The sequence below is a fragment of the Kitasatospora sp. NPDC001175 genome, from assembly GCF_053598215.1.
In genome coordinates, this window is the sequence record NZ_JBSFJU010000023.1 from 95796 (window position 1) to 122772 (window position 26977).

Sequence of the window (26977 nt, forward strand, 5' to 3'; positions counted from 1 at the left end):
ATGACGTCGAGCACGCGTGACCAGACCTCCGGCCCCGCGCCCGCCCCCGGCCAGGGGCCGCCGCCGAACACCGTGGTCGTCCCGGCGGACGAGGATCCGGTGGCGGCGGCCGGCAGCGAGCTGTTCGGCGGACCGCCCGGACGGCGGGCGCTGCTAGGGGTCTCCTGGTGGACCGCGGCGCGCGTCCTGGCACTGGTGACGATCCTGGTCTCGGTGCTCGGCATCGCGCAGAAGGTGCCCTGCTACAACGACGGCTGGTTCCACGGCGCGACCGCGCAGTACACCCACGCCTGCTACAGCGACATTCCGCACCTGTTCACCGGGCGCGGCTTCTCGACCGGCCTGCACCCCTACGTGGACCGGCTGCCGGCGCCCACCCCGGACATGCAGTATCTGGAGTACCCGGTGCTCACCGGGCTCTTCATGCAGGTCGCCGCCTGGCTGACGCCCACCGGGGGCGCCATCGAGACCCGCGAGCAGTGGTTCTGGCTGGTCAACGCCGGAATGCTGATGATCTGCGCGGTGGTCGCCGCGGTGGCGCTCTCCCGGACCCACCGCCGCCGCCCCTGGGACGCGCTGCTGTTCGCGCTCGCTCCCTGCCTGGCGCTGGACTCCACCATCAACTGGGACCTGCTCGCGGTCGCCCTGACCGCCGTGGCGATGGCCTGCTGGTCCGGCCGCCGGACGGTGTTGGCGGGTGTCTTCATCGGCCTGGCAACCGCCGCCAAGCTCTACCCCGTGCTGCTGCTGGGACCGCTGCTGGTGCTCTGCTGGCGGACCGGACGCTGGCGGGCGTTCGGGCAGACGGCGGGCGCCGCGGCGGGCTCCTGGCTGCTGGTGAACCTGCCGGTCATGCTGGCCAACTGGCAGGGCTGGGCGACCTTCTACACCTTCAGCCAGGTCCGCAAGGAGGACTACGGCTCGCTCTGGCTGATCCTGATGCAGGACCGGGGCGTGCAGCTGGACACCCTCAACACCTGGATCGCGGTGCTGCTGATCGCCTGCTGCCTGGGGGTCGGCTGGCTGGCGCTGTCCGCGCCGCGCCGGCCGCGCTACGCCCAGCTGGTGTTCCTGGTGGTGGCCGCCTTCGTGCTCACCAACAAGGTGTACTCGCCGCAGTACGTGCTCTGGCTGACCCCGCTGGCCGCGCTGGCCCGACCGCGCTGGCGGGACTTCCTGATCTGGCAGGCCTGCGAGGTGCTCTACTTCCTCGGCATCTGGTCCTACCTGGCCTACGTCGGGGACTCCAAGCAGCACGGGATCGGGCAGGCCTGGTACCACCTCGCCATCGTGCTGCACCTGGCCGGCACGCTGTACCTGTGCGGGATGGTGATCCGCGACATCCTGCGGCCCGAGCGGGACGCGGTGCGCTGGGACGGCAGCGACGACCCCTCGGGTGGGGTGCTGGACCTCGCGCCCGACACCTTCGTGCTGGGCCCGGCGCGGCGGCTGCGCGAGGAGGAGAGCTACGCCGGGTACGTCCCGGCGGGCCGGGGCGACTGGCTCACCGAGGAGGAGCGGCGCTGAGCTCACAGGGCCGGGGGGCGGTCGGCCGGGCCGTGCGCCCCTGGTCCGCTCGTCCCCGTCGCTGAGCGGTCCGTCCGGTACGGGACCGCCGCGAGGGGCTCGCGGCTGCGGGCGCCGCCGCGCAGGCGGAGTTCAGCGGTCGGCGACCAGGTCGAAGTGGGTCGTGGTGTGGCGGACGTTGAGACCGAGCTCGTCGCCCGGGACGGGGGCCTTGGCGGCGTCGGCCGGCAGGAAGAGGATGCTCACCTGCATGTGGGGCGGCTCGGCGAACCAGAGCTGTTTGCCGCTCCATGAGTACGGCGAGAGGGTGCGGTTGACGGTGGCGAGCCCGGCCCTGGCCAGGCCCTTGGCCCGGGGGAGGACGCCGTGCAGGTACTTGGGCGCCTCCAGGCCGACCCCGTGCGCGGTGCCGCCGGTGACCACCAACAGATGCCCGTCCGAGGGCGCCTTGTGCTGGCGGTAGCCGTACCGCTCGCCGCGGATCACCGGGGTGACGTCCAGCACCGTGGCGCAGGCCTGGAGCGAGCCGACGTCGCCCAGCCACAGCCGGGTGCCGATCCGCGAGCGGAAGGCGGTGCCGGCCAGCCGCCCGGCCAGCCGGGACAGGTCGGCGGCGGAGAGGTGGCTCAGGTAGACGGTCGAGGTGGGCAGTCCGGCGCCGGCGATCGCCTCCACCCACTGGGTGACCTCGGCCACCGGGTCCGAGCCGTCCGGGCGGTCCAGCGGCAGGTGCAGCGCGAAGCCCTCGAAGCTGATCCCGCCCACCGGCAGCCGGGCGAGGTCTGCGTGGCTGATGCCGTGTCTGCGCATACTGGTCATGCACTCCACGACCACGCGGCTGCCTGCCGGGAGCGCCTGGAGCGCCTCCGCGTGGGCGACCGTACGGATCACCCGGTGCGGCAGCTGCCCGCCCGGCTCGCCGACCCGGTAGGGGGTGAGCACCAGCAGTTCGCCGTCGTACCGGTCGAGCAGCCCGGCCGCCTCGTGCGCGGTGCCGACCGCGAGGATGCCGGTGCCGAGCCGGGTGGCCTCCCTGGCCAGGCGCTCGTTGCCGAAGCCGTACCCGTTGCCCTTGGCCACCGGCACCAGGCCGGGGAACTCCGCCAGTACCGATTGCTGGTGCGCGCGCCAGCGGGCGGTGTCCACGTACAGCGACAGCGTCATCGGATCTTCTCCCCGTGGTTGGTGACGGCCGCTCGGCCGCGACGGCGGCGGCAGGTGTCGAGGGCGGTGGCTCAGCGGCGCGACATGTAGAGGTCGAGCGCCTTGTGCAGCAGCTTGTTGAGCGGGAAGTCCCACTCGCCCAGGTACTCGGCGGCCTGGCCGCCGGTGCCCACCTTGAACTGGATCAGGCCGAAGAGGGGGTCGTTCTCGTCCAGGGTGTCGCTGATGCCGCGCAGGTCGTAGAGGCTGGCACCGAGTGCGTAGGCGTCGCGCATCATCCGCCACTGGATCGCGTTCGACGGCTTGACCTCGCGCTTGTGGTCGGCTGAGGCGCCGTAGGAGTACCAGACGTGCTCGCCGACGGTGAGCATGGTGGTCGCGGCCAGCGCCTCGCCCTCGTGGTAGGCGATGTAGAGGCGCATCCGGTCCGGGTCCTCGGCGGTGAGGGCCTGCCACATCTGCTCGAAGTAGCCGAGCGGGCGCGGGGTGAACCGGTCGCGCTCCGCGGTGACCAGGTACAGCTGGTGGAAGACCTTCAGGTGCTCGTAGCCGCCCTGGACCACCTCGACGCCGCTCTTCTCGGCCTTCTTGATGTTCCGCCGCCAGAGCTGGTTGAAGCCGCGTTGGATGTCGTCGAGCGAGCGGCCCGCCAGCGGGACCTGGAAGACGTACCGCGGCTGGACGTCGCCGAAGCCGGCGCCGCCGTCCTCGCCCTGCAGCCAGCCGGCCTTGCGCAGCCGGTCGGCGACCTCGAAGGCGCGCGGCTCGTACCAGTCGGGGCCGATGTCGCGCAGCCGCCGGGCCTCCTGGCCGGCGATGGCCTCCTTGATGGTGGTGGCACCCCAGCGGCGGACCACCACCGGCGGGCCCATCTTCACCGAGAAGGCGCCCTGTGACTTGAGATGGGCGAGCATCGGCCGCAGCCACCGGTCCAGGTCGCGGTCGAACCAGTCGATCACGGGGCCCTCGGGCAGGTACGCCAGGTAGCGCTTGACCTTGGGCAGTTGGCGGTAGAGCACCAGGCCCGCGCCGACCAGCTCGCCCGTGTCGTCGAACCAGCCGAGGCTCTCGTGGCGCCACTCGGACTTCACCTGTCCCCAGGCGGGCACCTGCATGTGGCTGGCCGACGGGCGGGAGGCGATGAACGCCAGGTGTTCCTCGCGGGTGATCGTCCTCAGGCGCAGGCTCATGCCCCCACCTCGCTGCGCTCGGCAGTGGCTTCGCCGAGCACGGCCCGCATGACTCGATCGCTCATGGCTCTGTGCTCCTCCTCGTTCGGCCAGTCCAGAGTGACCCTATCGCCCGATTGGTCCGATTCGTTCGGGTCGGGCATCGGGTCGGGCCCGGTGGCGCGGACGAACTGACGGCGCCCCCTCCGCGACCTGTGCACAGGTATGTACACGGTGGGGGCGCCGGAAGTTACGCGGGTTCGGCGGCGTGCCGCGGTTGATCAGGGCGTGCGTCTCACCACAGGCCCCCGAACAGACCGCCGTGCGCCATGCCCAGGTAGAAACCGATCGCGGCGGCGCCGAGCGTGATCATGAGGACGAACCGTTCGGCCGTGGTCACCGACACGAACTGGCCCCAGAGGCCCGTGATGATCCCGAAGAGTCCGGTCCACGAGCTGAGCAGGTGCAGGTCGGAGAAGAAGGAGCTGAAGAAGGCGGTCAGGCCGAGCACGGCGGTGAGGCCGACGAGGGTGTTCTCCCTCGGGTGTCGGTGGCCGTCGGTGTTGAGGGTGATCTGCGGGAAACGGCGGATGGTCTGTGCCATGGGACCCACCTCCGATGGAGGAACACAGTCGTTCTGTACAGGTTCCCGCCGGTAGGCCCGGGATCACAACCGGTATGCGTTTTGTTCGGCCGTATGGGTGCGGGTAGGCTGTGCGGACTGCACTGGTGTAGCTGTGCCCCCGTATGCCCTCTCGCGGGCCGGGGGGCCGATTGTCAGTCCCGGTGACTACGGTCACCGGTAGATCGTCGCTGCACCGGTGCGACGCTGCACAACCCTCCTGCCACGGAGAGACCGTGGCCGCTGAGTCCAAAGGAGGTGGGTTACTCATGCGTCACTACGAGGTGATGGTCATCCTCGACCCCTCGGTCGAGGAGCGCGCTGTCTCCCCCCTGATCGAGAGCTTCCTCAACGTTGTCCGCCAGGGTGGCGGCAAGGTGGAGAAGATCGACACCTGGGGTCGTCGCCGTCTGGCTTACGAGATCAACAAGCAGTCCGAGGGCATCTACTCGGTCATCGACCTCAAGGCCACGCCTGAGGTCGTCAAGGAGCTCGACCGCCAGCTTGGCCTGAGCGAGTCGGTTCTGCGGACCAAGGTCCTGCGCCCGGACACCCACTGAGTCCACACCCGTCGCCTTCGGGCGTCAGGTGACTCGCGCCGCTGGTGCACACGTGACCGTTTCACGTGAAACACCCGCGGCAAGCACCGCAGAACTCCTTTCCGAGAGGTCATCACCACCATGGCAGGCGAGACCGTCATCACCCTCGTCGGCAATCTCGTCGACGACCCCGAGCTGCGCTTCACCCCGTCGGGTGCGGCGGTCGCGAAGTTCCGTATCGCGTCCACCCCGCGCACCTTCGACCGCCAGACCAACGAGTGGAAGGACGGCGAGAGCCTCTTCCTCACGTGCAACGTCTGGCGTCAGCCGGCGGAGAACGTGGCCGAGTCGCTGCAGCGCGGCATGCGCGTGATCGTGCAGGGCCGACTGCGCCAGCGGTCTTACGAGACCAAGGAAGGCGAGAAGCGGACGGTTTTCGAGGTCGAGGTCGACGAGGTCGGCCCGAGCCTGCGTTCGGCGACCGCCAAGGTCACCCGGGCCAACCGCTCCGGCGGTCCCGGCGGCCAGGGCGGCCAGGGCGGCTTCGGCGGCCAGCAGGGCGGGGGCGGCTACGGCGGCCAGCAGGGCGGCTGGGGCGGTCAGCCCGGTGGGCAGTCCGGCCCGTCCGACGACCCGTGGGCGTCCAGCGGCCCCTCCAGCGGCGGCCAGGGCGGCAGCTGGGGTGCGCCGTCCGGTGGCGGCTACTCGGAAGAGCCTCCGTTCTAAGCGGTGCACGCCGGACCCGTTCGGTGAACGGGTCTCGGCAGGCTGAGAGATTTCGTGCGTTCCGCAGGTGTCAGGCACCGGTGGAGCGTCAACCCAAATGGAGCACATGATGGCGAAGCCGCCTGCTCGCAAGCCCAAGAAGAAGGTTTGCGTCTTCTGCAAGGACAAGGTCAACTACGTTGACTACAAGGACACGAACCTGCTGCGGAAGTTCATCTCCGACCGCGGCAAGATCCGTGCCCGCCGGGTGACCGGCAACTGCACCCAGCACCAGCGTGACGTCGCCACGGCCGTGAAGAACAGCCGTGAGATGGCGCTGCTGCCCTACACCTCCACCACGCGCTAAGAGAGGGTGACCGAAGAATGAAGATCATCCTCACTCACGAGGTCCCCGGTCTCGGCAGCGCCGGTGAGGTCGTCGAGGTCAAGGACGGCTACGCCCGCAACTACCTGGTCCCGCGTGGCTACGCCATCCGCTGGACCAAGGGTGGCCAGAAGGACGTCGACGCCATCCGTCGCGCCCGGAAGATCCACGAGATCCAGACCCTCGAGGTCGCCAACGAGGTCAAGGCCAAGCTGGAGGCTCTGCAGGTCAAGCTGGCCGTTCGCTCCGGCGAGGCCGGCCGCCTGTTCGGCTCGGTGACCCAGGCCGACGTGGTCGAGGCCATCAAGCTCGCCGACGGCCCGGTCGTGGACAAGCGCGCTGTCGCGATCGCCTCGCCGATCAAGACCGTGGGCACCCACAAGGTCTCGGTCAAGCTGCACTCCGACGTCCAGGCCAACATCGACATCGTCGTCGCCTGAACGAAGGCGCAGCAGCCCTCCGGGGCGCCGTGCAGAACCGAGGGCCGGTCTCCTCTCCCGATGGAGAGGGGGCCGGCCTTCGGCCGTTCCCCGGGGAGGGCGTGTTTCGCGTGGGGGTTCAGGCGCGTACGGCGCCCGGGACCAGCCAGTGGCCGCCGCGCACGCGGGCGGTGAGGAGGGCCGCGCGGACCAGCATGAACAGGTTCCAGGCCCACCAGAGGGCCGTCAGGCCGCCACCGAGTGCGGGCACCGACCAGGCCACCGGGGCGAAGACCGCGAGCGTGGCGAGCATCGCCCAGGCCAGGTAGGGGCCGTCCCCGGCACCCATCAGCACACCGTCCAGGACGAAGACCACCCCGCCCACCGGCTGGGTGAGGGCGGCCAGCAGCAGGACGCCCGCGAGCTGCTGCCGGACGTGCGGATCGGGGGTGAACAGCGGGACGTACAGCGGCCGGGCCAGCACCAGCAGCAGGCCGAGCAGCAGCCCGGAGCCGACGCCCCACTCCACCATCCGGCGGGTCGCCGCCCTGGCACCGGGCAGGTCCCCGGCGCCCAGGTAGCGCCCGATGATCGCCTGGCCGGCGATGGCGATGGCGTCCAGGGCGAAAGCGAGGAACCCCCAGAGCGTCATGGCGATCTGGTGCGCGGCGACCGCGGTGTCGCCGAGCCGGGCGGCCACGGCGGTGGCGATCAGCAGGACGCCGCGCAGGCTCATGGTCCGGATCACCAGCGGGCCTCCGGCCCTGGCGCAGGCCCGGATACCGGCCGGGTCGGGCCGCAGCCGGGCACCCTCGCGGCGCGCCCCGCGGACCACCACCACCAGATAGACGGCGGCCATCGCGGTCTGCGCCAGCACGGTGCCCCAGGCCGAGCCGGCCACCCCGAGCCCGGCGCCGTAGACCAGGCCGATGTTGAGCAGCAGGTTGGCGGTGAAGCCGCCGATCGCCACCAGCAGCGGGGTGCGGGTGTCCTGGAAGCCGCGCAGCACCCCGGTGGCGGCCAGCACCAGCAGCATGGCCGGTATCCCCAGGGCGCTGATCCGCAGATAGCCGACGGCGTACGGCAGGGCGGTCGGGGAGGCGCCGAGGGTGCGGGCCGCCCAGGGGGCCAGCAGCAGCATCAGGCCGGCCACGCCGGCCGAGAGCAGCAGGGCGAGCCAGATCCCGTCGATGCCTTGCTGGACGGCGGCCCGGCGGTCTCCGGCGCCGAGCCGGCGGGAGACCGCCGCGGTGGTGGCGTAGGCGAGGAAGACGAAGGTCGCGGCAGCGGTGGTGAGGGCGGCGGAGGCGATGCCGAGACCGGCGAGCTGGGCGGTGCCCAGGTGTCCGACGATCGCGGAGTCGGCCATCAGGAAGAGTGGCTCGGCGACCAGTGCCCCGAAGGCCGGGACAGCCAGGGCGAGGATCTCCCGGTCGTGCCGACGGCGGGCGGGGGCGGTTGTCATGGGGACAAGCGTACTCATCCACAGGTAAGTATCAATATCGCTCTATGTCCATTACTCGAAATCTTGATCGAAGAGCGGGTCGACCGGTCGCCCGGGGCGCTCTCCGGGCTGTGTGAAGAATTTCTCATGCACAGCCCAGTGGAAAGAGTTATCGCAGGTCAGAGAGTTGACGCCAGCTGGATTGTGTGGTTATCCACAGTGCTGTCCACAGACTTGTACACAGCTTTCCGGGGGTTCTCCACAGGAGAGGGCTGTTCATCCACACACCCTGTGGATAACCACCTTGGCCGATCGCCGCCCGTCCCCGTAGCTTGGTCGTCTGACCGCCGCGCCACCTGTGCGCCACCTGCTACCCGGCGCCGGGATCCGGCGCGTTGGCGTATGAAAGGTGATGCGCCATCGGCAAGGCCAGCTCCACCCGCACCACCACTCGCTGATCGGGGAACACGCGTGACCGGCCCCCAGTACGACGACCACGACGTTCCTCCCCCGCCGGAGGACGACTGGCAGCCGTCGGACGATGCCTTCCCCCCCGGCCCGTTCTCGGACGCCTTCCCCGACGACCCCTTCCCGAACGGCGCCGGCGACCGCCTGCCGGTCAGCCGCCGCCCGTCGGACGGCGACGGCAGGGGCGCCTTCCAGAAGGGCGGCGACCGCAAGGGCGGCTTCGACCGGAAGAAGCGCGACGACGCCCCGGGCGAGGGCGGCCGCTCGGGCGTGGACGGCTTCGAGCGGGTACCTCCGCAGGACCTGGCGGCCGAGCAGTCGGTCCTCGGCGGCATGCTGCTCTCCAAGGACGCCATTGCTGACGTCGTCGAGGTGCTCAAGCCGGCCGACTACTACCGCCCGGCCCACGAGCTGATCCACGGCGCCATCCTCGACCTCTACGCCAGGGGCGAGCCGGCCGACCCGATCACCGTCGCCGGCGAGCTCACCAAGCGCGGCGAGCTCGCCCGCGTCGGCGGTGCCTCCTACCTCCACACCCTGGTCAACTCGGTGCCCACCGCGGCCAACGCCGAGTACTACGCCGAGATCGTCCACGAGCGTGCCGTGCTCCGCCGCCTGGTCGAGGCCGGTACCCGGATCGCCGGTATGGGTTACGCGGCCGAGGGCGACGTGGACGAGATCGTCAACGCCGCCCAGGCGGAGATCTACGCCGTCACCGAGCAGCGCACCAACGAGGACTACGCGCCACTGGCCGACATCATGGAGGGCGCCCTCGACGAGATCGAGGCGATCGGCTCCCGGCAGGGCCAGATGTCCGGTGTCCCCACCGGTTTCGCCGACCTGGACGCGCTCACCAACGGTCTGCACCCCGGTCAGATGATCGTCATCGCGGCCCGTCCCGCGATGGGTAAGTCCACCCTGGCGCTGGACTTCGCCCGCGCCTGCTCGATCCACAACAACCTGCCGAGCGTGATCTTCTCGCTCGAAATGGGGCGCAACGAGATCGCGATGCGCCTGCTCTCCGCCGAGGCCCGGGTCGCCCTGCACCACATGCGCTCCGGCAACATGACCGACGACGACTGGACCCGGGTCGCCCGTCGGATGCCCGACGTCACCAACGCCCCGCTCTACATCGACGACTCGCCGAACCTGTCGATGATGGAGATCCGCGCCAAGTGCCGTCGGCTCAAGCAGCGCAACGACCTCAAGCTCGTGGTCATCGACTACCTCCAGCTGATGCAGTCGGGCGGCTCCCGCCGCGCCGAGAACCGCCAGCAGGAGGTCTCGGACATGTCCCGAAACCTCAAGCTGCTCGCCAAGGAGCTCGAGCTCCCGGTCATCGCGCTCTCCCAGCTGAACCGTGGTCCCGAGCAGCGTACGGACAAGAAGCCGATGGTCTCGGACCTCCGTGAGTCCGGCTCCATCGAGCAGGACGCCGACATGGTCATCCTGCTCCACCGCGAGGATGCATACGAGAAGGAGTCCCCCCGCGCCGGTGAGGCCGACCTGATCGTCGCCAAGCACCGTAACGGTCCCACCGCCACCATCACCGTCGCCTTCCAGGGCCACTACTCCCGCTTCGTCGACATGACCCGGGACGTGACCTGAGTCCGGCTTCTGGCGGCGGATTCCGGTTTCTGACGGCGTGGCGGCGGCGGATCCGCCACCAGCTCTGGAATCCCGGTTGCCGGGGGCGTGCAGATCTGACGGAGCGAGCCGGCAGGACGGCTCTCATGGCGCACTTCCACTCAGCTCCGCGTCCTCTGCTGGCAGGAGGTGATGAACCGCAGCAGGCGTTCATTGACGACGTCGGGCCGCTCCAGGTTGAGTCCGTGGCCGACTCGTCGCACGATCTCGGCCTGAACACCGGGGATCAGCGTGGTGACCCTTTCCAGTACCCGGCGCGGACGCAGCAGGGCGCTGCGGCTTCCCAGCAGGACGAGAGCGGGCAGCTGGACGGAGCTCAGTTCCTCGTCGGTGAACGGCCTGGCTGCAGGGCGGGTGCTCGGCTTGTAGGTCCGCATGCCCAGCATCAGCGGGGCGAGCATCTCGGGCGGTGAGCTGAGCGCGGGGTTGGCGAGCAACCGTCCCAGCGCGGGGCGGAAGCGCCGCGGGGCGAGCATTCCGAACAGGCCGCCGATCATGTGTACGTAGAACCGCGCGGGGACCTTCTCGATCCCGCCCGGGTCCAGCGGTGCGATCGACGCCAGGCGCTCGGGCGCGTGGACGGCCTGGTTGAGGGCCAGCCAGCCGCCGTAGGAGAGGCCGACCAGGTGGATCCGTTCCAGCCCGAGACCGGCGAAGACCTCGCCGAGCCAGGCCGCGTTCTCCTCGGAACCGGCCGCGACGGCGCGCTGAACGCTGCGGCCGGGGTCGTCCAGGGTGTCGATCGCGTAGACCGGGTGGTGCTCGCCCAGGGCGGCGATCTGGGGGTACCAGTTGGATGCGTGTCCGGCGTGGCCGTGCAGCAGCACGATCGGCTCGCCCGTCCGGGATCCGTAGTGGTGGACGTGGACGGTGCCGTAGGTGGTTTCGACCTCCAGTTCCTCGCGTGGGCTCGGCCACAGTTCCATGGCGCGGTCATATGCCTCAAGGAACTCCGCGTGAGCCACCTCGCTGACGAAGTGTCCGACGCTTGTCCTGGTCATGGTCCCTCCCGATACGCGAAACAGCAGGACTTGGTGGTATGGTTGTACCACAAAAATGTTCGGAGGGAAGTCGATGCCGAAGCTGGTGGATCACGAGGAGCGGCGGGCCCACATCATCGACGCCCTGCTCCGTGTGGCGGCGGACACCGGGCTGCATGCCGTCACCATGCGGTCCGTCGCCGTCGAAGCGGGCGTCTCGGTGCGGCTCGTGCAGTACTACTTCGACACCAAGGAACAGCTGCTGCTCGCGGCACTCACCCGCCTGGCAGTGCGCATGGGCGAGCGGGTCCGAGAGCGGGTGCGGGCGACCGGACCTTCGACGGCTCCGCGCGACATCGTCGAGGCGGTGCTGCTCGAAGCCGTACCGACGGATGAGGAAAGCCGGACCTTCCACCTCGTCTACACCGAGTACGCGGTGCTCTCGGTCACCGACCCCGCACTCGCCGGCCAGTCGTTCCTCGCGGCACCCAACGAGATGGAGGACTTCCTGGTCGGCCAGCTGACCGCCGCCCAACAGGCCGGGGACACCGATCCACGCCTGGACGCCCGCCAGGAGGCCGTCGTCCTCCTGGCGGTCTCCGCCGGCCTCGGCCTGAGCGTCCTGCTGGGCCAGCGGACGACGAGCGACGCGGTGGCAGTCCTGCGCTACCACCTCGGCCGACTCTTCCCCGGTTCGGGGGCCTCCGACGGCTGCGGCAAGAGCGGCCACGCAAACCAGCGCCGACCGTAGGCAAGATCCGTGCGAGAGGCCCCGGTCTGGCCCTGGGCGCGCCGTGCTCCAGCGCGTCATCCGTCGCAATGGCCAGCCCACTCACCCCCTCACCCGTCGGGAGCATCCGCCCCGACGGGTGACTACGGCCGAGCACCCACCGCGCAGGAGGCAAGCACCGTTGAAGCCCCCTGCAGCCCGACTGACGAGACTTGTGCAGGGTCGGCGAGCGCGCGGTCAGAACCAGTGCAGGCAGTGCGGGGGGCGCTCGGCGCGGAAGAGGGCGTCAGCGAGGGTGGCCGCGCCCGGGCGGTGGGCCCGGATGTGTCCGGCACGCACGAGCGTGCTCGGGGCGGTGCCGCCGAGGTAGACCGAGCCCAGGTCGCTCACGTCCAGGGACAGGTCGGGCTCCCGGTCCGTCGGGACGCAGTCGGCCTTGCCGTCCTGGACGGTCAGCAGGTAGCGGCCGTGCTCGCCGAGGAACGGGTCGTCCACGTCGAGGACGAGCTCGCCGTCCGTGAACCAGCCGCGCGCGGTCAGCGCACGCGGGACGTCCAGCAGCCGCACCCAGAGCCAGTCGGTGTCGCCGCTCACCTCGCCGGCGCGGAAGTCCTCGAACTGCCAGCGCAGCGGGTGCTCGGTCGGGACGTGCTTGAACACGACCCGGGTGGCCAGGTCGTGTCCGAGCAGGAACCGGGCCAGGGCCGTGTGGACGGCGTCGTCGGTGGCGATGATCTCGTCGACCGTCAGGGTTTCGGACTCGCCGAACGAGTAGCTGGCGTACCCGTCCGGGACGCCGTCGGCGTCCCGGTGGACGGCGATGTAGCGCGGCGCCGGAGAGACCGGGGGCTGTCCCGCACCCAAGGACCACCAGCGGTGCGGCCGGGACAGCGCGCCGGGCTGTGCGCGGCGGTACCGGTCGTAGACCTCTTCCAGGATCTCGCCGCACTCGGCACGCCGCATCACCTCGACCGAGCCGGTGTCCGAGCCGGTCGCCGGGGCGTCGGCCGCTCCGCGCGCCCTCGGGAGGGCGAGGGCGGCCTGGTGGCGCGGCACGGTGAGCCGGGCCGTGTAGGTCGCCGGTCCGTAGCCGAACCTGCCGTAGATCGGGGCCTCGGAGGCCAGCAGTACGGAGAGGAACTCCCCTCGGGCCCGCAGCTCGGTGAGCTGATGCCGCATCATCGCGGTGAGCACGCCCTGGCGTCGGTGCGAGGGCAGGACGCCGACGGCGCTCACTCCGGCGGCCGGGACGGTGGTCTCACCGGGCAGGGTGAGCTCGAAGGAGTACGCACCGGCGGTGCCGACGGGCCGCCCGTCCGCCTTTATGGCGAGCAGGCTGCGGTCTATTTCGAGCGCCGACCACCAGACCCCGCCGCCGCCCTCGGTCGGGGTTTCCGGGAAGCGCCCGAACGCGGCATGGAGTGTGTCGACGAAGACCTCGAGGTCCTGGTCGGTCGTGGGACGGATCTCCATTGCTGCCGCTGCCTCCTTGGGATACCGGCACCACGGCTCGTGGTGTCCCGCCACAGTGCACCGTTGACCCGTGGACAGGGCAAGCGAATTACGGCCGGTCACCCGGTAGCGGCCCGGCCCCGGGGGTGAGTTGCGGCGTAGGTTCCGGATTCTGGTGGCGGGTGCCGGGTTCGGACGGCGTTGCGACACGCTGCTCGGCGACGCCTGCTCGAGCTATCTGCAGCCACTTCTGAGTGGTAGTCAGCCAGGGTGCGCGCGGAGGAAGGTGACTGGGAAGGACCGGCTCGTGCGCCCAGCCGCCGACGCATCGGCGGTGAATGTCGGCTTCTGGGGCTACCGCTACTGTCGAACGCCCGTGGCAAAATCAGCGGGTGCAGATCGGGATGCTGGGGACATTGCAGGTTCGCACGGACGACGGCGGCTTGGCCGACGTGCCGGGTGCACGGCTGCGCGGACTGCTGATCGCCCTCGCGCTCAGGCCGGGTCACGTGGTCCCGAAGGCGTCGCTCGTCGACTGGATCTGGGGGGAGTACCCGCCCGCCGATGCGACGAACGCTCTGCAACGCCTGGTTTCCCGGCTGCGGAAGGCATTGCCGGACGGGGTGGTCGAGGGGCAGCCGGACGGCTACCGGCTGATGGTGGAGCCCGACGCCGTCGACGCCGTGCGGTTCGAACGTCTCGTCATCGCGGGCCAGGCCCGCACCGCGGACGGTTCCCGGCGGGTGCGGTTGCTGCGCGAGGCGCTCGGGCTGTGGCGCGGTGCGGCCATGCAGGACGTCGGTCTGCAGGACAGCGGTGCGTTCGACGCGGCGGTCGCCAGGTTCGAGGGACTGCGCCTGACCGCCATGGAGGATCGGTTCGAAGCGGAGGTCGGCCTCGGCGACGGTGCGGAGCTGGTCACCGAACTGACCGACCTGGTGGCCGCGCACCCGGTGCGGGAACGGCTGGTCGCCGCGCTGATGCGCGCCCTCGTCGCGGCCGGCCGCGACAGCGAGGCGCTGCAGGTGTTCCAGCGCGCGAGGGAGGCCCTGGCCGACGAGCTGGGCGTCGACCCCTCACCGGAGCTGTCCGCGTTGCACGTCGCGCTGCTGCGGGGCGAGTTGGGACGGCGCGAGGAGACCAGCAAGACCAACCTGCGTGCCGAGCTCACCAGTTTCGTCGGCAAGGACGCCGACGTCGCAGAGGTCCGAGAGCTCATCGCAGAGCACCGGCTCACCACCCTGATCGGGCCGGGTGGCTCGGGCAAGACCAGGCTGGCCACCGAGACCGCGCGCACGCTGATCGACGAACTGCCGGACGGGGCCTGGCTGGTGGAGCTCGCCGCCATCAGCGCGGATGACGACCTGGCGCGGTCGACGCTCGCCGGGCTGGGCCTGCGGGACGCCCTGCTCGGCGGGACACCGAACGCGGATCTGACGGACCGTCTCATAGCCGCGATCCGCGAGCGGGAGGCGTTGCTGATCCTGGACAACTGCGAGCACGTGATCGAGTCGGCGGCGGAGTTCGCCCACCGGGTGCTCGGGGAGTGCCGGCGACTGCGGATCCTGGCGACGAGCCGGGAACCGCTCGGCATCACCGGGGAGGCGCTGTGGCCGGTCGAGCCGCTGGCCCTGCCGGAGAGCGACGCGGGCCGGCGCGAGATCGAGTCCTCACCCGCCGTGCAGCTGCTGCGGGACCGGGCCGGGGCGGTGCGCCGGGATCTCGCGGTCGACGCCCGCACGCTGGCGACGATGGTGCGCGTCTGCCGGGCGCTGGACGGGATGCCGCTGGCGATCGAACTGGCCGCGGCCAGACTGCGCACCATGTCCATCGACCAGCTCGCCAACCGGCTCGATGACCGGTTCCGCCTGCTGACCAGCGGCAGCCGCACCGCGCTGCCGCGGCACAAGACGCTGCGCGCGGTGGTCGACTGGAGCTGGGAGCTGCTCACCGACGCCGAGCGGATGGTGCTGCGCAGGCTCTCGGTGTTCTCGGGCGGGGCGAGCCTGGAGGCTGCCGAGCGGGTCTGCGTCGGCGACGGGGTCGAGCAGGAGCAGGTACTCGAGTTGCTGACCTCCCTGACCGAGAAGTCGCTGCTGCTCACGGCGGACAACGCCGCACCGCGCTACCGGATGATCGGCACGATCAGGGAGTACGCCGGGCACCGGCTCGCGGAGGCGGGGGAATCGGACCTGGCGCGCCATGCGCATCTCGCCCACTTCACCGAACTCGCCGAGACCGCGGAGCCGTGTCTTCGCCGCGCCGAGCAACTGGAGTGGCTCGCCATGCTCGAGGCCGAGCACGACAACATCGGTGCCGCGATGCGCGGCGCGCTCGCGGCCGGCGAGGCGCAGGCGGCGATGCGGCTCGCGGCGGGGTCCGGCTGGTACTGGTGGCTCGGTGGGCACCGGGCCGAAGGCATGGAGCTGATCACCGCGGCCACCGAGACGCCCGGTGAGGTGACCGACCGGGTCCGGGCCACGGTGTACGGCCTCGTCGTGATGTTCATGAGCGCCGGGCGGGGCGACCATCGCCATGTCGCGGAGTGGGTCCACAAGGCGTACCGGTTCGGCCAGTGCGGTCAGGGCCACCACCCGGCGCTGGCGCTCGTCACCCCGCTCGTACGCATGCTGCGGGAGCCCGACGCGGTCATGTCCGCGTTCGAACCGCTGCTGGACGACGAGGACCCCTGGGTGCGCGCACTGGCCCGGCTGCAGATGGGCAAGATGCGGATCGTGCTCGGCCAGGACGGGCATGACGCGGACGCGTATCTCATGACGGCGCTCGCCGAGTTCCGGGCGCTCGGCGAGCGGTTCGGGATCTCCTTCGCCCTGTCGGAGCTGGCGGACCGGATCGCCGTGCGCGGCGAGTTCGCCGACGCCTGCGAGCACTTCGAGCAGGCGATCGCGGTCGTCACCGAGCTCGGCGCCACCGAGGACGTGATCCGGATGCGGTCGCGGCAGGCGCAGCTGTACTGGCTGCTGGGCGACAAGGACGCCAGCGCGGCCGCCATCGCCGAGGCACAGCGGTGCGCGGAGCGGGTCGCCTGGCCGAACGCGCTGGCCGAGCTGGCCCTCGCGAAGGCGGAACTCGCCCGGTGGGGCGGCAACGTCGACGAGGTGCACACCCAACTCGGCGTCACGACGGCCATGCTGGGCGACGAAGCGGAGCTGGCGAACGTCCGGGCGGTGACGCAGGACCTGCTCGGCTATCTCGCCGACGACCTCGACGAGGCCCGGGCGCACCGCGCGGCGGCCTGCGAGGCGGCGTCCGAGGCGGGGTACGCGCCCCTGATCGCGCAGGTGCTCATCGGGGTCGCGGACCTGGCGTTGCGCTGCGACCAGTACGCGCAGGCCGCGCGGCTGCTGGCGGCGAGCGTCGGTGTGCGCGGCCTGCAGGACCGCTCCCACCCGGACGTGGTTCGGATCACGCAGACAGCGCGGCGCCGCCTCGGCGACGCGAAGTTCGCCGAGGCGGCTCGGGAGGGGGAGCGGACCAGCTGGTCCGAGCTGGTCGCGGTCACGCTCGCTTCTTGAAGGTGGAGACCGCCCACACGTACCCGACGATCGCGAGCCCGACGCACCAGGCGACGGCGGCCCACGCGTCGCCGGCCGACGGGTGGCCGGCCAGCAGCCCACGCAGCGTCTCGATGATCGGGGTGAACGGCTGGTACTCCGCGAACTGCCGGATGCCGGGGCCCATGGTCTGCGCGGGCACGAACGCGCTGCTCAGGAAGGGCAGCATGATCAGCGGCACGGTGGCCATGCCCGCCGACTCCACGGTCTTCGCACCCAGGCCCATGGCGACCGTGAGCCAGCTGGTCGCGAAAGCGAGCAGCAGCATGACGCCGATCGCGGCGAGCCACTGGAGGAAGCTCGCGTGCGGACGGAACCCCATCGCGAAGCCGACCCCGACGATGGCGGCATCGGCGATCAGACTGCGCACGGTCGTGGAGACGACATGACCGGCCAGCACGGCACCGTGAGAGACATCCATGGCCTTGAACCGGTTGATGATGCCCTTCGTCATGTCGCCGTTCACGGCCGCCGCGGTCGGCCCCAACCCGTAACTGATGGCCATCACGAGCAGACCCGGCACCGCGTAGTCGATGTACTCGCCCTCGACTTTGAAGGCGCCGCCGAACACGTAGACGAACATGAGCATGATCACGATGGGGAACAGGACCGCCTGGAACACCGTGACCGGATTCCGGAGCGTGTGCTTGAAGTTGCGACGCAGCATGATCGCGGAGTTGCCGAACGACGTGGAGAGGGTGTTCATTTGGCGATCGCCTCCGTGCTGGTGTGACCGGTCAAGGCAAAGAAAACGTCATCGAGGTCCGGCGTGTGCACCGAGAACTCCTCGGCGCTGATCATGTGGTCGTCGAGCCGGTCCAGCAGGGCCCGCAGCGACCTCGACCCGCCATCGCTGGGCACCCGCAGGGTCAGCTCCTGGTCGTCCCGGGTGGCCCCGGCCAGGACCTGCGCCGCCGCGTCGAGTTCGAAGAGGTCGGTGAACCGGAGCCGGACGTGGGTGCCGGGGATCTGGCGCTTGAGCTCCTCGGGCGTGCCCTGGGCGACGATGCGGCCCTGGTCGAGCACCGCGATCCGGTCGGCGAGCTGGTCGGCTTCCTCGAGGTACTGGGTGGTGAGGAAGATGGTGGTGCCGTCGGCCACCAGATCGCGGACGATCTCCCACATCGTGCGCCGGCTGCGCGGGTCCAGCCCCGTCGTCGGCTCGTCCAGGAAGATGATCTGCGGGTTGCCGACCAGCGTCATCGCCAGGTCCAGTTTCCGGCGCATACCGCCGGAGTAGGTCGACGCCGCCTTGTCCGCCGACTTCACCAGGTCGAACCGCTCCAGCAGCCGCGCGACCACCCGGTCAGCGGAGCGCACCCGCTTCAGGTCCGCCATCAGCTGCAGGTTCTCCCGGCCCGTCAGCAGCTCGTCCACCGCGGCGAACTGACCGGTGACGCCGATGAGCGAGCGGACCTCCTTGGTCGCGGTCACCACGTCGTGCCCGGCGACGTGCACCGTCCCGCCGTCGGCCTTCATCAACGTGGTCAGCACGTTCACCGTCGTCGTCTTGCCGGCCCCGTTCGGGCCGAGCATGGAGAAGACCGATCCCGCGGCGACATCGAAGTCGATGCCGTCGAGCACGACCTTGTCCCCGTAACCCTTGCGCAGTCCCGAGACCGCGATCGCCGAATTCCTCATGACCGCTACGATCCCGAGCGGCCCTGTCACCCACCTGTCACACCCCTGACACGGCCCCTGACACGGCGTTCCACCACATCGTCCCCGGTCGGAGCGGCGCACAGCCCGCAGGCGACCGCCCGCCACCACGCCGGACAGGGCGCAAGGGACCACACTGACCGGCTCTACCGGCCGCACCGGTGCGGAACTTACGCGGGTTCGGGCGGACGTGCCGCTCACGACAGGAGGTCCGCCGCCTGCGGTCAGTCGCCGCAGGTCAGCTCGGCTGCCCGCCGAGCACGGCGCCGGTGCACGTTCTCACGCTCGTCGGTCATCTGCCGCAGGGCGTCGCGGCGCTCCCGCTTGGCGAGCCGGTCGAGGTAGAGGTGGCCGCCCCGGGCGGTCGGCGGGTGCTGAAGGCGGTGCGCTCGCTGCCCGCCCTGTCGCGGCGCAAGGTCGGCCAGCGGCAGTTGCTGCCGAAGGAGATCGACACCCGCTACCTGGACGCCGCCGTCACCGAGCTCCAGCGCGCGGCCACACCATTGCCGAAGAACACCTGGCCCGCCTGTCCCCGCTGAAGGCCAAGCACCTGAACGTGCTGGGCCGGTACGCCTTCACCCCCTCCCAGCCCGAGGCGGCCTTGCGGCCGCTGCGCGACCCGCAGGCGGCCGACCCGGACGAGGAGGAGACCGGGGAGAATGGAACGTGCCCTCGGGCGCCGCCCGGGGCACGTCACTGGCGGGATGCGGTCCGGCTCCACGCGGGCCCGGACCGCATCAACGCCCACCGCGGGGCGGAACGGGCCATGCGGTCCCGCACCGAAGCCCGCTACTGGCACCGGCAGTTCGACGCGCCGAGCTCAGGGCCTGACCGCTGCTGCCGTGCACGCAGCAGTAACGACAGCCGGGGGGATGCTGTGGGGGAAGCCGGTCAAGCAGGTAACTGAGTCGCCCCGGGCGCCCGCTTCGCAGCCGAACTTGGCATCATCGAAATAGGAGCCGTTGGCAATGATGATGTCGACACACTGGCTGAAGGTGGCATGAGCGGTGCCACTGGCGAGCATGAGACCGCTCGAGGCAAGCGCGGTTGAAACCAGGGCATGGCCCAGGATCTTGGGAAGTCGCATGATGTCCTCTGTCTGCTGTTGGATTGGGGCAGGCGGCGACCGGCAGCCAGGCTCGGCACGCAGCAACCCCTGTCAGCTCAATTGACACCACTTCCTTAGGGCACCGCCGGTGGCTCGCCGATCTGTGGCGGGAATTCGCTCGATCGAGGCGGGGTCGGCCTCCCGAGGATCGCCGCGCTCGCCGTCCACCTGTTCGTTCAATCGACCTGGCACACCACCAGGTTCATGTCGGTGCGGGTGCCTCAAAGGTCGCGGCGGTCCACCGCGAACACGGCGGTGAGCGCCGATACCAGTGACCAGGCGGCCAGGACGATCCAGGCCTCGCCGACCGGTTCGGCGTAGCGGCCGTGCCACATGCCGGGGATCGCGTCGACGAGGCCGGTCCAGGCACTGCGGGGCAGGGCGTGGTTGATGTCGATCACCCAGGTGTAGGTATGGCCGCTGAACAGCTCGGGGAGCATCAGCAGGGTGACGATGACCGCGACGGTGGCGGTCGCGCTGTGCCGGATGAGGGCGCCCAGGCCCATGCCGACGACGGCGGACACCGGGATGATCAGGGCGGACGCCGCCATGGCCTGCGGTACGCCGGGGTGGCTGAACGACCAGCCGCCGCCCCGGCCGGACAGGATGGCCTGGGAGCCGAAGAACGAGGCCGCCGCGACGACCGCGCCGATGGCCAGCATGACCGCGGACACCACGAGCAGCTTGGCCGTCACCACCGAGCGGCGGGCGGGGACGGCCGCGAAGGTGGTGCGGATCAGGCCGGTGGTGTACTCGCCGGTGATGGTGAGCGCGCCGAAGCTGCCGGCGCCGATCATGGCGATGAAGTAGGAGTTCTGGCTGAAGGCGTCCCGCAGCCAGAAGGACTCGGCCACCTGCTGGGCGGTCATCTGCGGGATCAGGTCGTAGTCGGCCTTGGCGGCCATCGCGTTCAGGCCGATGGTGATCAGCGCGCCGAGGCCGAGCCCCCAGCGGGTCGAGCGCAGCGACCACAGTTTGGTCCACTCGGCGGCCAGCAGGTCGGTGAACCGGGCCCGGGGCTCGGTGACGGCGGGTGCCGGGGCGGGGGCTGCGGTGGTCATCGGGCTTCTCCGGCGAGGTATTCGACACTGTCGGCGGTGAGTTCCATGAACGCCTGCTCCAGGGAGGCGGCGCGGGGGCTGAGTTCGTGCAGCACGATCCGGTTGCGGAAGGCGAGTTCGCCGATGCTTGCCGCGCTCAGCCCGGACACCGTGAGCGTCTCCCCGCCGTCTGGGTGCACCGTGGCGCCCCCGGCGGTCAACACGGCGGCCAGCGAGGTGAGTTCGGGGGAGCGCACGGCCACGCTCAGGCCGGTGCCGCGGGCGGCGAACTCGGCCAGGCTCTCCGCGGCGATCAGCTCGCCCCGGCCGATCACGACCAGCTGGTCGGCGGTGTTCTCCATCTCGCTCATCAGATGGCTGGAGACGAACACCGTGCGCCCCTCGGCGGCCAGCCGTCGGAACAGGCCGCGCACCCACAGCACACCCTCGGGGTCGAGGCCGTTGAGCGGCTCGTCGAAGAGCAGTACGGGCGGATCGCCGAGCAGGGCGGTCGCGATGCCCAGGCGCTGCTTCATGCCCAGTGAGTAGCCGCCGATCCGGCGGCCGGCCGCGCCGGTCAGCCCCACCTCCTGGAGCACCTCGTCCACCCGGTCGCGCGGGATGCCGTTGCTGCGGGCCAGGGCGGACAGGTGTGCCCGTGCGCTGCGCCCGCCGTGGACGTCGCCCGCGTCCAGCAGCGCGCCGACGTGGCGCAGGCCGCGCGGGCGATCCCGGAAGCCGCGGCCGTCGACGGTGACCGTACCGCTGGTGGGGTCGTTGAGGCCGAGGATCATCCGGAGCGTGGTGCTCTTGCCCGCGCCGTTCGGGCCGAGGAACCCGGTGACGTGCCCGGGCCGTACGGTGAAGGTCAGTCCGTTCACCGCGGCGGTGCTTCCGTAACGCTTCGTCAGGTTCTTGACTTCGATCACGGGAATCACCGTGCCGGGTGCCGGGGTCGTACGGCATCGGGCCGGCGAGGCAACTTGCCGAGCCGTCGTCAATCCCCGGTATGACGCCCACGGGCCGATGTGCGGACAGGGGCCGGATGGCTACCATCGCCCCATGTCCGCTACGCCGTCTTCTTCGCTGCTCAAACGCGTACCGCCGGGCGGCTGGATGGCCCTCATCTGGTTCGCTGCCACCGCGTACCCCGTCGCACAACGGGTGGACGAGCTCCGGTGGTGGCCGCAGCGGGCCAACGATCCGCAACTTTCCATTGTCGAACGGATTTTCGGGTCGAGCTACGGCAATTTCGGGTCCGTGGTCATGGCGGCCGCCCTGGTGCTGCTGGCAGCGCGCCGGCGCCGCAGGCCGCTGCCGGCCGTCGCACTCCTGCTCGCCGCCACGGTCCTGTCGACGATGGGACTGAGCGTCAAGGACATCCCGCTGCTGCAGTCCCTGGCGGTCGATGTCGCAGTCTGCTTCATCGCGGCCACCGAGCCACGCCGGACCTCGGTCGCCACCGCCGTGATGTCGCTGGCGGTGCTGGGCGGTTACACGCTGACCCGGGTGGCGCTGGATATGATGATCTACACCCCGACGCTGCTGATCGTGGCACTGACGACCGTGGTCGCCTGGCTGATCGGCAACGCGATCCACGAGAACCACGTCCACGCCGACGCGCTGCGGGCACAGGCCACGGACCAGGCGGTCACCGCCGAACGGCTGCGGATCGCCCGGGAGTTGCACGACATGGTGGCGCACAGCATCGGCATCATCGCCATCCAGTCCGGCGTCGCCGCCCGGGTGATCGACACCCAGCCGGCGGAGGCCCGCAACGCGATGAAGGCCGTGGAGGCGACCAGCCGGGAGACGCTGGCGGGGCTGCGGCGGACCCTGGTCGCGCTGCGGCAGTCCGACCGGGCGGACGGAGCGGAACCGTCGGACGGCGCCCGGGTGGCGCCGACGGCCCCCGCGCCGGGTCTGGCCGACGTCGAGCGGCTGGCCGAGACGACGAGTGCCGGTGCCGGGGTGCGGGTCGAGGTGGAGTGGCGGGGTGAGCGGCGGCCGCTGCCCCCGGACGTCGACCTGTCCGCCTTCCGGATCGTCCAGGAGGCCGTCACCAACGTGGTGCGGCACGCCGGGACCCGGGACTGCCGGGTGTCCATCGACTACCAGGAGAAGGAGCTGTCCGTGGAGGTCGTCGACGACGGCCGCGGCGGTGCCATGACGGGGCCGGGCGCCGGGTTGGGCCTGGTCGGAATGCGCGAGCGGGTCGGCCTGCTGCAGGGGCAGTTGACCGTTGGACCGCGTCCCGAGGGCGGCTTCCGGGTGGCGGCCCGGCTTCCGTTGCCGGCGGGTGCCTGATGGCGATCCGGGTCGTCCTGGCCGACGACCAGCCGCTGATGCGCACCGGGCTGCGCGTGATCATGGTCGATGCCGGGGACCTCGAGGTGGTGGGGGAGGCCGGCACCGGCGCCGAGGCGGTCCGGCTGGTCGGCGAGCTCGGGCCCGACGTGGTGGTGATGGACATCCGGATGCCCGGCATGGACGGCATCGAGGCCACCCGGCTGATCGCGGAGGGCCAGGGGGCCACGCGGGTCCTGGTCCTCACCACCTTCGACGACGACGACTACGTCTACGCCGCCCTGCGCGCCGGCGCCTCCGGCTTCCTGGTCAAGGACATGGCCCTGGAGGACATCCTCGCGGCGGTCCGGGTGGTCGCCGCCGGCGACGCCCTGATCGCGCCGAGCGTCACCCGCCGCCTGATCGAGGAGTTCGCGGGCCGGCTCGAGCCGGCCCCGGTGCGGCGGCGCACGATCGAGGGCATCACCGAGCGGGAGCGCGAGGTGCTGACCCTGGTCGGACGCGGCATGTCCAACAGCCAGATCGCCGAGCACCTGTGCTTCACCGTGGCCACCGCCAAGTCCCACGTGGCCCGGCTGTTCACCAAGCTCGACGCCCGCGACCGGGTCCATCTGGTGATCATCGCCTATGAGGCCGGGCTGGTGGCGCCGCCGAAGTGACCTGCGGGGCGCGGCGGTTGCCGGAGGGCCGGGTTGAATGGCGGGATGGAGACACGTCCTCAGGGCGCCGCGGGCTACCGCGAGCAGGCGGCACAGTTGATCGAGCAGTACGAGAGCGTCCACTTCGAGCAGGTGCACGAGCAGGTGCTGCACCTGCTGCCGCCGGCACCCGCCCGGGTGCTGGAGGTCGGGGCCGGCACGGGGCGGGACGCCGCGGCCCTGGCTGGCCTCGGTCACTCGGTGCTGGCGGTGGATCCGACCGTCGAGCTCCGGGTGCACGAATGCCCCGGGCTGTCCTGGCTGGCCGACTCCCTGCCCGGACTGGCACTGGTGGAGGGGGAGTTCGACCTGGTCATGCTGACCGCCGTGTGGATGCACCTCGATCCCGCGGAGCGTGCGCGGGCGATGGCGCGGATCGCCGGGCTGCTGGCGCCGGGCGGACGGGTGATGCTGTTGCTCCGGCGGGGGCCGGTGCCGGACGGGCGGCGGATGTTCCCGGTGCCGGTGGACGAAACGGCCCGACTGGCAGGGGAGTTCGGGTTGGTGGAGGTGTGCCGGAGCGCCCGGGCGGACCGACACGGCCGGGGCGGTGTCGGGTGGACGCATCTGGTTCTTGACTTGAAGTCAGCTTCAAGTTTCATGATGGACGCATGACGAAGACGAACCAGCAGGACATGACCGAGGCGGCCGAAATCGCCATGCTGCGCGAGTTGTTGGGCGCTTACGTGGAGCGCGACGCGGTGGCGAAGCTGATCGACCGGTACCTGGCGGGCCTGGACGACCGGGTCTACGGCGAGGAGTGGGCCCGGTCGCTGTTCACCGAGGACGTCCGGCTGGTGTTCCCGGTGGGCGAGCGGGTCGGGCTGGAGGGGCTGGGGGCGTACCACGACGAGGTGATGGGGAAGTTCGCCCGGACGGTGCACCTCGGCTCCAACTACGGCATCACCGTGCAGGGTGACCGCGCCACCTTCCAGTTCAACCTGCTGTGCCTGCACGTCCTTTCGGACCAGCTGCGTGAGGAGCGCTCGCTCGCCCCCGGCACCACCTTCGAGTCCGCCGGACGGATGTCGGGGGAGGCGGTCCGGACGGCCGACGGCTGGCGGTTCGGCCTGCTCGGGCTCCAGGTGGCCTGGGCCAAGGGCGAACCGCCAGTTCGGAGGTAGATGCCGCCAGGGCTCAGAGCGTCACGGTCGCGCGGAAGACGGTGGCACCCGGGCCGGTGAGCTCGGTGTCGGTGCCGGTCGCGGGGAGGAAGGCGGACTCGCCCCGGGCCAGGGTCAGCGTGCTGCCGTCGGCGGCGGTGAGACGGGCCGCGCCCTCGGTGCAGAGCAGGATCTGCGGGGCGGGCCCGGGCAGGTGGCGGGCGGCGTCGCCGAGGGTGAACCTGGACAGCCGGAACTCGTCGATCGGCGCCGGATAGAGCTCCTCGCCGTCGGCGTCGGCGACCGGCCGCAGCACGCCGGGCTCCCCGCCCTGGAAGATCACCACGTGCAGCAGCTCGGGCACGTCCACGTGCTTGGGCGTCAGCCCACCGCGCAGCACGTTGTCGGAGTTGGCCAGGATCTCGATGCCGAGCCCGCGCAGATAGGCGTGCGGGACGCCCGCGCCGAGGTAGAGCGCCTCGCCGGGCTGCAGCCGCACGTAGTTGAGCAGCAGGGCGGCCAGCAGGCCGGTGTCACCGGGGAACTCCCGTGCGGCGAAGGCGTATGCGGCGAACTGGCCGTCCGGTTCGGCCCCGGCGGCCCGCTCGACCGCGGCGGCGACCTCTGCGACGGTGGTGCGGGCGGTCTCGCCGGTCATGGTCAAGATGGTGGCCAGGGTCTCGCTCAGCGCCTCGGATTCGGGCTTGCCGCGCAGGATTTCGACCAGCCCGGTGAGCGCGGGCACACCCAGCGACTGCAGCAGGTCGGCCGCCTCGGCGGGGGCGCGGAAGCCGCACAGGCCCTCGAACTCGCCCAGGGCGCAGATCATTTCGGGCTTGTGGTTGGCGTCCTTGTAGTTGCGGTGCGGTGCGTCGAGCGGAACCCCGCGGGCCTCCTCGTCGGCGAACCCGGCCCTGGCCTGGGCCAGATCGGGGTGCGCCTGGATGGAGAGCGGCGTTCCGGCGGCCAGTACCTTGAGCAGGAACGGCAGCTCGGGGCCGAACTTGGCCACGGCGGCGGCGCCGAGCTCGCGCTCCGGGTCCGCCGCGATCAGCGCCGCGAGTGAACGGCCGCCCTCGCCACGGTCCACCCGCGAGGGTGAACCCGGGTGCGCCCCCATCCACAGCTCGGCCTGCGGCTCGCCGGTCGGCGCCACCTTGAGCAGCTCCGGGATCGCGTCGACCGAACCCCAGGCGTACGGGCGGACGGTGTTGACGAGCCTGTCCATGTGCGCGGTCCTGCCTGTTCTGTGGTTCGCCCGGTCGGCTGTGGTGGCCGCCTGTCCGACCGGGAGTTCTGGGAGAACCGACCCTAACCGACCCTGGAGACCGGCGGACCAGCTTCCGGGGACCTCCCGGTGAACAACCGGAGCGCTCCCCGCCGGCCGGTGCGACGCCCGCGCGGGGCGCCCGGAACCGGGATCCGGGGCGGATCCGCAGGCCGGAAGGGCTGGATGTGGGGAGGGACTGGTCCAGCCGCCGACCGCCGTTTGCCGGGTGGTCCACGGGCGTTCAGGTTGGGCCAAGAGACTACTCGGCGGGGAGATCCGCTTGGGGAATCCCCCGAGCCCTGGCAGTCGGGGGTCTCATCGTCCCGAGGTAGCATGCGCATCCTTGACCTCTTCATACGTGTGGGCCCATACACCAACTCGCGCACTGCCGATCCGGCCTCCGGGCCGCGGGCTCGCTGTTTATTCCAGCTGCTTCGAAAGGCACAACGTGACTGCCCCTGAGGAGACCCCCAAGGAGAGCACCTTCGCCGATCTCGGCCCGGTGCTGGTGATCATCCCGACCTACAACGAGGTCGAGAACGTCGAGCGGATCGTCTCCCGGGTGCGGACCGCCGTCCCCGAGGTCCACGTCCTGGTGGCCGACGACAACAGCCCCGACGGCACCGGCGAGATCGCCGACAAGCTCGCCGCCGAGGACGACCACGTCCACGTCATGCACCGCAAGGGCAAGGAGGGCCTCGGCGCCGCCTACCTGGCCGGCTTCCACTGGGGCATCGAAGGCGGCTACGACGTCCTGGTCGAGATGGACGCAGACGGCTCGCACCAGCCCGAGGAACTCCCCCGGCTGCTGACCGCCCTGCGCGGCTCCGACCTCGTCCTCGGCTCCCGCTGGGTCCCGGGCGGGAAGATCGTCAACTGGCCCAAGTCCCGCGTGATGCTGTCCCGCGGCGGCTCCACCTACTCCCGCCTGATGCTGAACGTCCCGATCCGCGACGTCACCGGCGG

The 26977-nt window shown here is 70.9% G+C and carries 25 protein-coding genes and 1 pseudogene; 14 read left to right on the top strand and 12 right to left on the bottom strand.

The features are described from left to right. Positions 1-1527 (top strand): glycosyltransferase family 87 protein, encoded by a 1527-nt coding sequence (locus tag ACWDAK_RS18810; RefSeq protein ID WP_427393929.1) that lies wholly within the window; start codon positions 1-3, stop codon positions 1525-1527. Between the two features lie 132 nt (positions 1528-1659). Here ACWDAK_RS18810 and ACWDAK_RS18815 read toward each other — a convergent pair whose 3' ends face one another. From ACWDAK_RS18815 to ACWDAK_RS18825, 3 genes are all read right to left on the bottom strand, one after another. Then, positions 1660-2691 carry an alanine racemase gene (locus ACWDAK_RS18815; RefSeq protein WP_344639027.1) on the bottom strand — a complete coding sequence of 344 codons (1032 nt, stop codon included), beginning with the start codon at positions 2689-2691 and terminating at the stop codon, positions 1660-1662. A gap of 71 nt (positions 2692-2762) precedes the next feature. Beyond that, positions 2763-3881: a lipid II:glycine glycyltransferase FemX gene (locus tag ACWDAK_RS18820; RefSeq protein ID WP_344639028.1), complete on the bottom strand. Its 1119-nt coding sequence runs from the start codon at positions 3879-3881 to the stop codon at positions 2763-2765. A gap of 274 nt (positions 3882-4155) precedes the next feature. Then, positions 4156-4464: a hypothetical protein gene (locus ACWDAK_RS18825; protein ID WP_344639029.1), complete on the bottom strand. Its 309-nt coding sequence runs from the start codon at positions 4462-4464 to the stop codon at positions 4156-4158. A gap of 287 nt (positions 4465-4751) precedes the next feature. Between ACWDAK_RS18825 and rpsF the strand changes: the two genes are divergently transcribed. The 4 genes from rpsF (at position 4752) to rplI (ending at position 6551) form a co-directional block, all read left to right on the top strand. Then, on the top strand, positions 4752-5042 hold the full coding sequence (gene rpsF, locus ACWDAK_RS18830; RefSeq protein WP_344639030.1) for a 30S ribosomal protein S6: 291 nt from the start codon (positions 4752-4754) through the stop codon (positions 5040-5042). Positions 5043-5162: 120 nt separating this feature from the next. After that, positions 5163-5747 carry a single-stranded DNA-binding protein gene (locus ACWDAK_RS18835; RefSeq protein ID WP_344639031.1) on the top strand — a complete coding sequence of 195 codons (585 nt, stop codon included), beginning with the start codon at positions 5163-5165 and terminating at the stop codon, positions 5745-5747. A 109-nt stretch (positions 5748-5856) separates the two neighbouring features. Next, positions 5857-6093: a 30S ribosomal protein S18 gene (gene rpsR / locus ACWDAK_RS18840; protein WP_030270170.1), complete on the top strand. Its 237-nt coding sequence runs from the start codon at positions 5857-5859 to the stop codon at positions 6091-6093. A 17-nt stretch (positions 6094-6110) separates the two neighbouring features. Next, entirely contained in the window at positions 6111-6551 is a 441-nt protein-coding gene (gene rplI, locus ACWDAK_RS18845) for a 50S ribosomal protein L9 (RefSeq protein WP_344639032.1), read from the top strand. 118 nt (positions 6552-6669) lie between these two features. Here the strand turns inward: rplI and ACWDAK_RS18850 are convergent, their stop codons facing one another. Beyond that, positions 6670-7995, bottom strand: a complete 1326-nt coding sequence (locus tag ACWDAK_RS18850; protein WP_344639033.1) for an MATE family efflux transporter — start codon at positions 7993-7995, stop codon at positions 6670-6672. 450 nt (positions 7996-8445) lie between these two features. Between ACWDAK_RS18850 and dnaB the strand changes: the two genes are divergently transcribed. After that, the gene (dnaB, locus tag ACWDAK_RS18855; protein ID WP_425557780.1) at positions 8446-10050 is read left to right on the top strand and encodes a replicative DNA helicase; all 1605 of its coding nucleotides are present in this window, start codon (positions 8446-8448) and stop codon (positions 10048-10050) included. Between the two features lie 140 nt (positions 10051-10190). On the opposite strand, the gene ACWDAK_RS18860 is transcribed toward dnaB, so the two are convergent. Next, positions 10191-11090, bottom strand: a complete 900-nt coding sequence (locus tag ACWDAK_RS18860) for an alpha/beta fold hydrolase (RefSeq protein WP_427393930.1) — start codon at positions 11088-11090, stop codon at positions 10191-10193. A gap of 73 nt (positions 11091-11163) precedes the next feature. Between ACWDAK_RS18860 and ACWDAK_RS18865 the strand changes: the two genes are divergently transcribed. Further along, on the top strand, positions 11164-11820 hold the full coding sequence (locus tag ACWDAK_RS18865) for a TetR/AcrR family transcriptional regulator (protein WP_427393931.1): 657 nt from the start codon (positions 11164-11166) through the stop codon (positions 11818-11820). A 216-nt stretch (positions 11821-12036) separates the two neighbouring features. On the opposite strand, the gene ACWDAK_RS18870 is transcribed toward ACWDAK_RS18865, so the two are convergent. Then, complete coding sequence (locus tag ACWDAK_RS18870) at positions 12037-13272, bottom strand: GNAT family N-acetyltransferase (protein WP_427393932.1); 1236 nt, start codon at positions 13270-13272, stop codon at positions 12037-12039. Positions 13273-13643: 371 nt separating this feature from the next. Here ACWDAK_RS18870 and ACWDAK_RS18875 point away from each other — a divergent pair, with 371 nt between their 5' ends. Next, positions 13644-16787 carry a BTAD domain-containing putative transcriptional regulator gene (locus tag ACWDAK_RS18875; RefSeq protein WP_427393933.1) on the top strand — a complete coding sequence of 1048 codons (3144 nt, stop codon included), beginning with the start codon at positions 13644-13646 and terminating at the stop codon, positions 16785-16787. Here the strand turns inward: ACWDAK_RS18875 and ACWDAK_RS18880 are convergent. Continuing rightward, positions 16771-17532 (bottom strand): ABC transporter permease, encoded by a 762-nt coding sequence (locus ACWDAK_RS18880; protein WP_344639038.1) that lies wholly within the window; start codon positions 17530-17532, stop codon positions 16771-16773. The two genes, ACWDAK_RS18875 and ACWDAK_RS18880, sit on opposite strands and share 17 nt — an antisense overlap. Continuing rightward, complete coding sequence (locus ACWDAK_RS18885) at positions 17529-18467, bottom strand: ATP-binding cassette domain-containing protein (protein WP_344639039.1); 939 nt, start codon at positions 18465-18467, stop codon at positions 17529-17531. The genes ACWDAK_RS18880 and ACWDAK_RS18885 overlap by 4 nt, the downstream gene beginning before the upstream one ends. A gap of 470 nt (positions 18468-18937) precedes the next feature. Between ACWDAK_RS18885 and ACWDAK_RS18890 the strand changes: the two are divergent. Continuing rightward, positions 18938-19131, top strand: a pseudogene (locus ACWDAK_RS18890) (Tn3 family transposase); the annotation flags it as partial. A gap of 174 nt (positions 19132-19305) precedes the next feature. Here ACWDAK_RS18890 and ACWDAK_RS18895 read toward each other — a convergent pair. From ACWDAK_RS18895 to ACWDAK_RS18905, 3 genes are all read right to left on the bottom strand, one after another. Further along, positions 19306-19572 (bottom strand): hypothetical protein, encoded by a 267-nt coding sequence (locus tag ACWDAK_RS18895; RefSeq protein WP_344639059.1) that lies wholly within the window; start codon positions 19570-19572, stop codon positions 19306-19308. A 242-nt stretch (positions 19573-19814) separates the two neighbouring features. Then, complete coding sequence (locus tag ACWDAK_RS18900; protein ID WP_344639040.1) at positions 19815-20654, bottom strand: ABC transporter permease subunit; 840 nt, start codon at positions 20652-20654, stop codon at positions 19815-19817. Continuing rightward, a complete protein-coding gene (locus tag ACWDAK_RS18905; protein ID WP_427393934.1) occupies positions 20651-21562 on the bottom strand; it encodes an ABC transporter ATP-binding protein in 912 nt (303 codons plus the stop codon). The genes ACWDAK_RS18900 and ACWDAK_RS18905 overlap by 4 nt, the downstream gene beginning before the upstream one ends. A gap of 133 nt (positions 21563-21695) precedes the next feature. On the opposite strand from ACWDAK_RS18905, the gene ACWDAK_RS18910 reads away from it, so the two are divergent. Genes ACWDAK_RS18910 through ACWDAK_RS18925 form a run of 4 tightly spaced genes read left to right on the top strand, consistent with a single transcriptional unit; the run spans position 21696 to position 24762 of the window. After that, a complete protein-coding gene (locus tag ACWDAK_RS18910) occupies positions 21696-22940 on the top strand; it encodes a sensor histidine kinase (protein WP_427393935.1) in 1245 nt (414 codons plus the stop codon). Further along, positions 22940-23599: a response regulator gene (locus ACWDAK_RS18915; protein ID WP_427393936.1), complete on the top strand. Its 660-nt coding sequence runs from the start codon at positions 22940-22942 to the stop codon at positions 23597-23599. Before ACWDAK_RS18910 ends, ACWDAK_RS18915 begins: the two co-directional genes overlap by 1 nt. 45 nt (positions 23600-23644) lie before the next feature. Then, positions 23645-24253 (top strand): class I SAM-dependent methyltransferase, encoded by a 609-nt coding sequence (locus ACWDAK_RS18920; RefSeq protein WP_427393937.1) that lies wholly within the window; start codon positions 23645-23647, stop codon positions 24251-24253. Continuing rightward, complete coding sequence (locus ACWDAK_RS18925; protein ID WP_344639045.1) at positions 24250-24762, top strand: nuclear transport factor 2 family protein; 513 nt, start codon at positions 24250-24252, stop codon at positions 24760-24762. The genes ACWDAK_RS18920 and ACWDAK_RS18925 overlap by 4 nt, the downstream gene beginning before the upstream one ends. Positions 24763-24775: 13 nt before the next feature. On the opposite strand, the gene manA is transcribed toward ACWDAK_RS18925, so the two are convergent. After that, on the bottom strand, positions 24776-25969 hold the full coding sequence (manA, locus tag ACWDAK_RS18930; protein WP_427393938.1) for a mannose-6-phosphate isomerase, class I: 1194 nt from the start codon (positions 25967-25969) through the stop codon (positions 24776-24778). Positions 25970-26459: 490 nt separating this feature from the next. On the opposite strand from manA, the gene ACWDAK_RS18935 reads away from it, so the two are divergent. Beyond that, positions 26460-26977: glycosyltransferase (locus ACWDAK_RS18935; RefSeq protein WP_449806483.1), on the top strand; the 518-nt coding region annotated here is incomplete at its 3' end.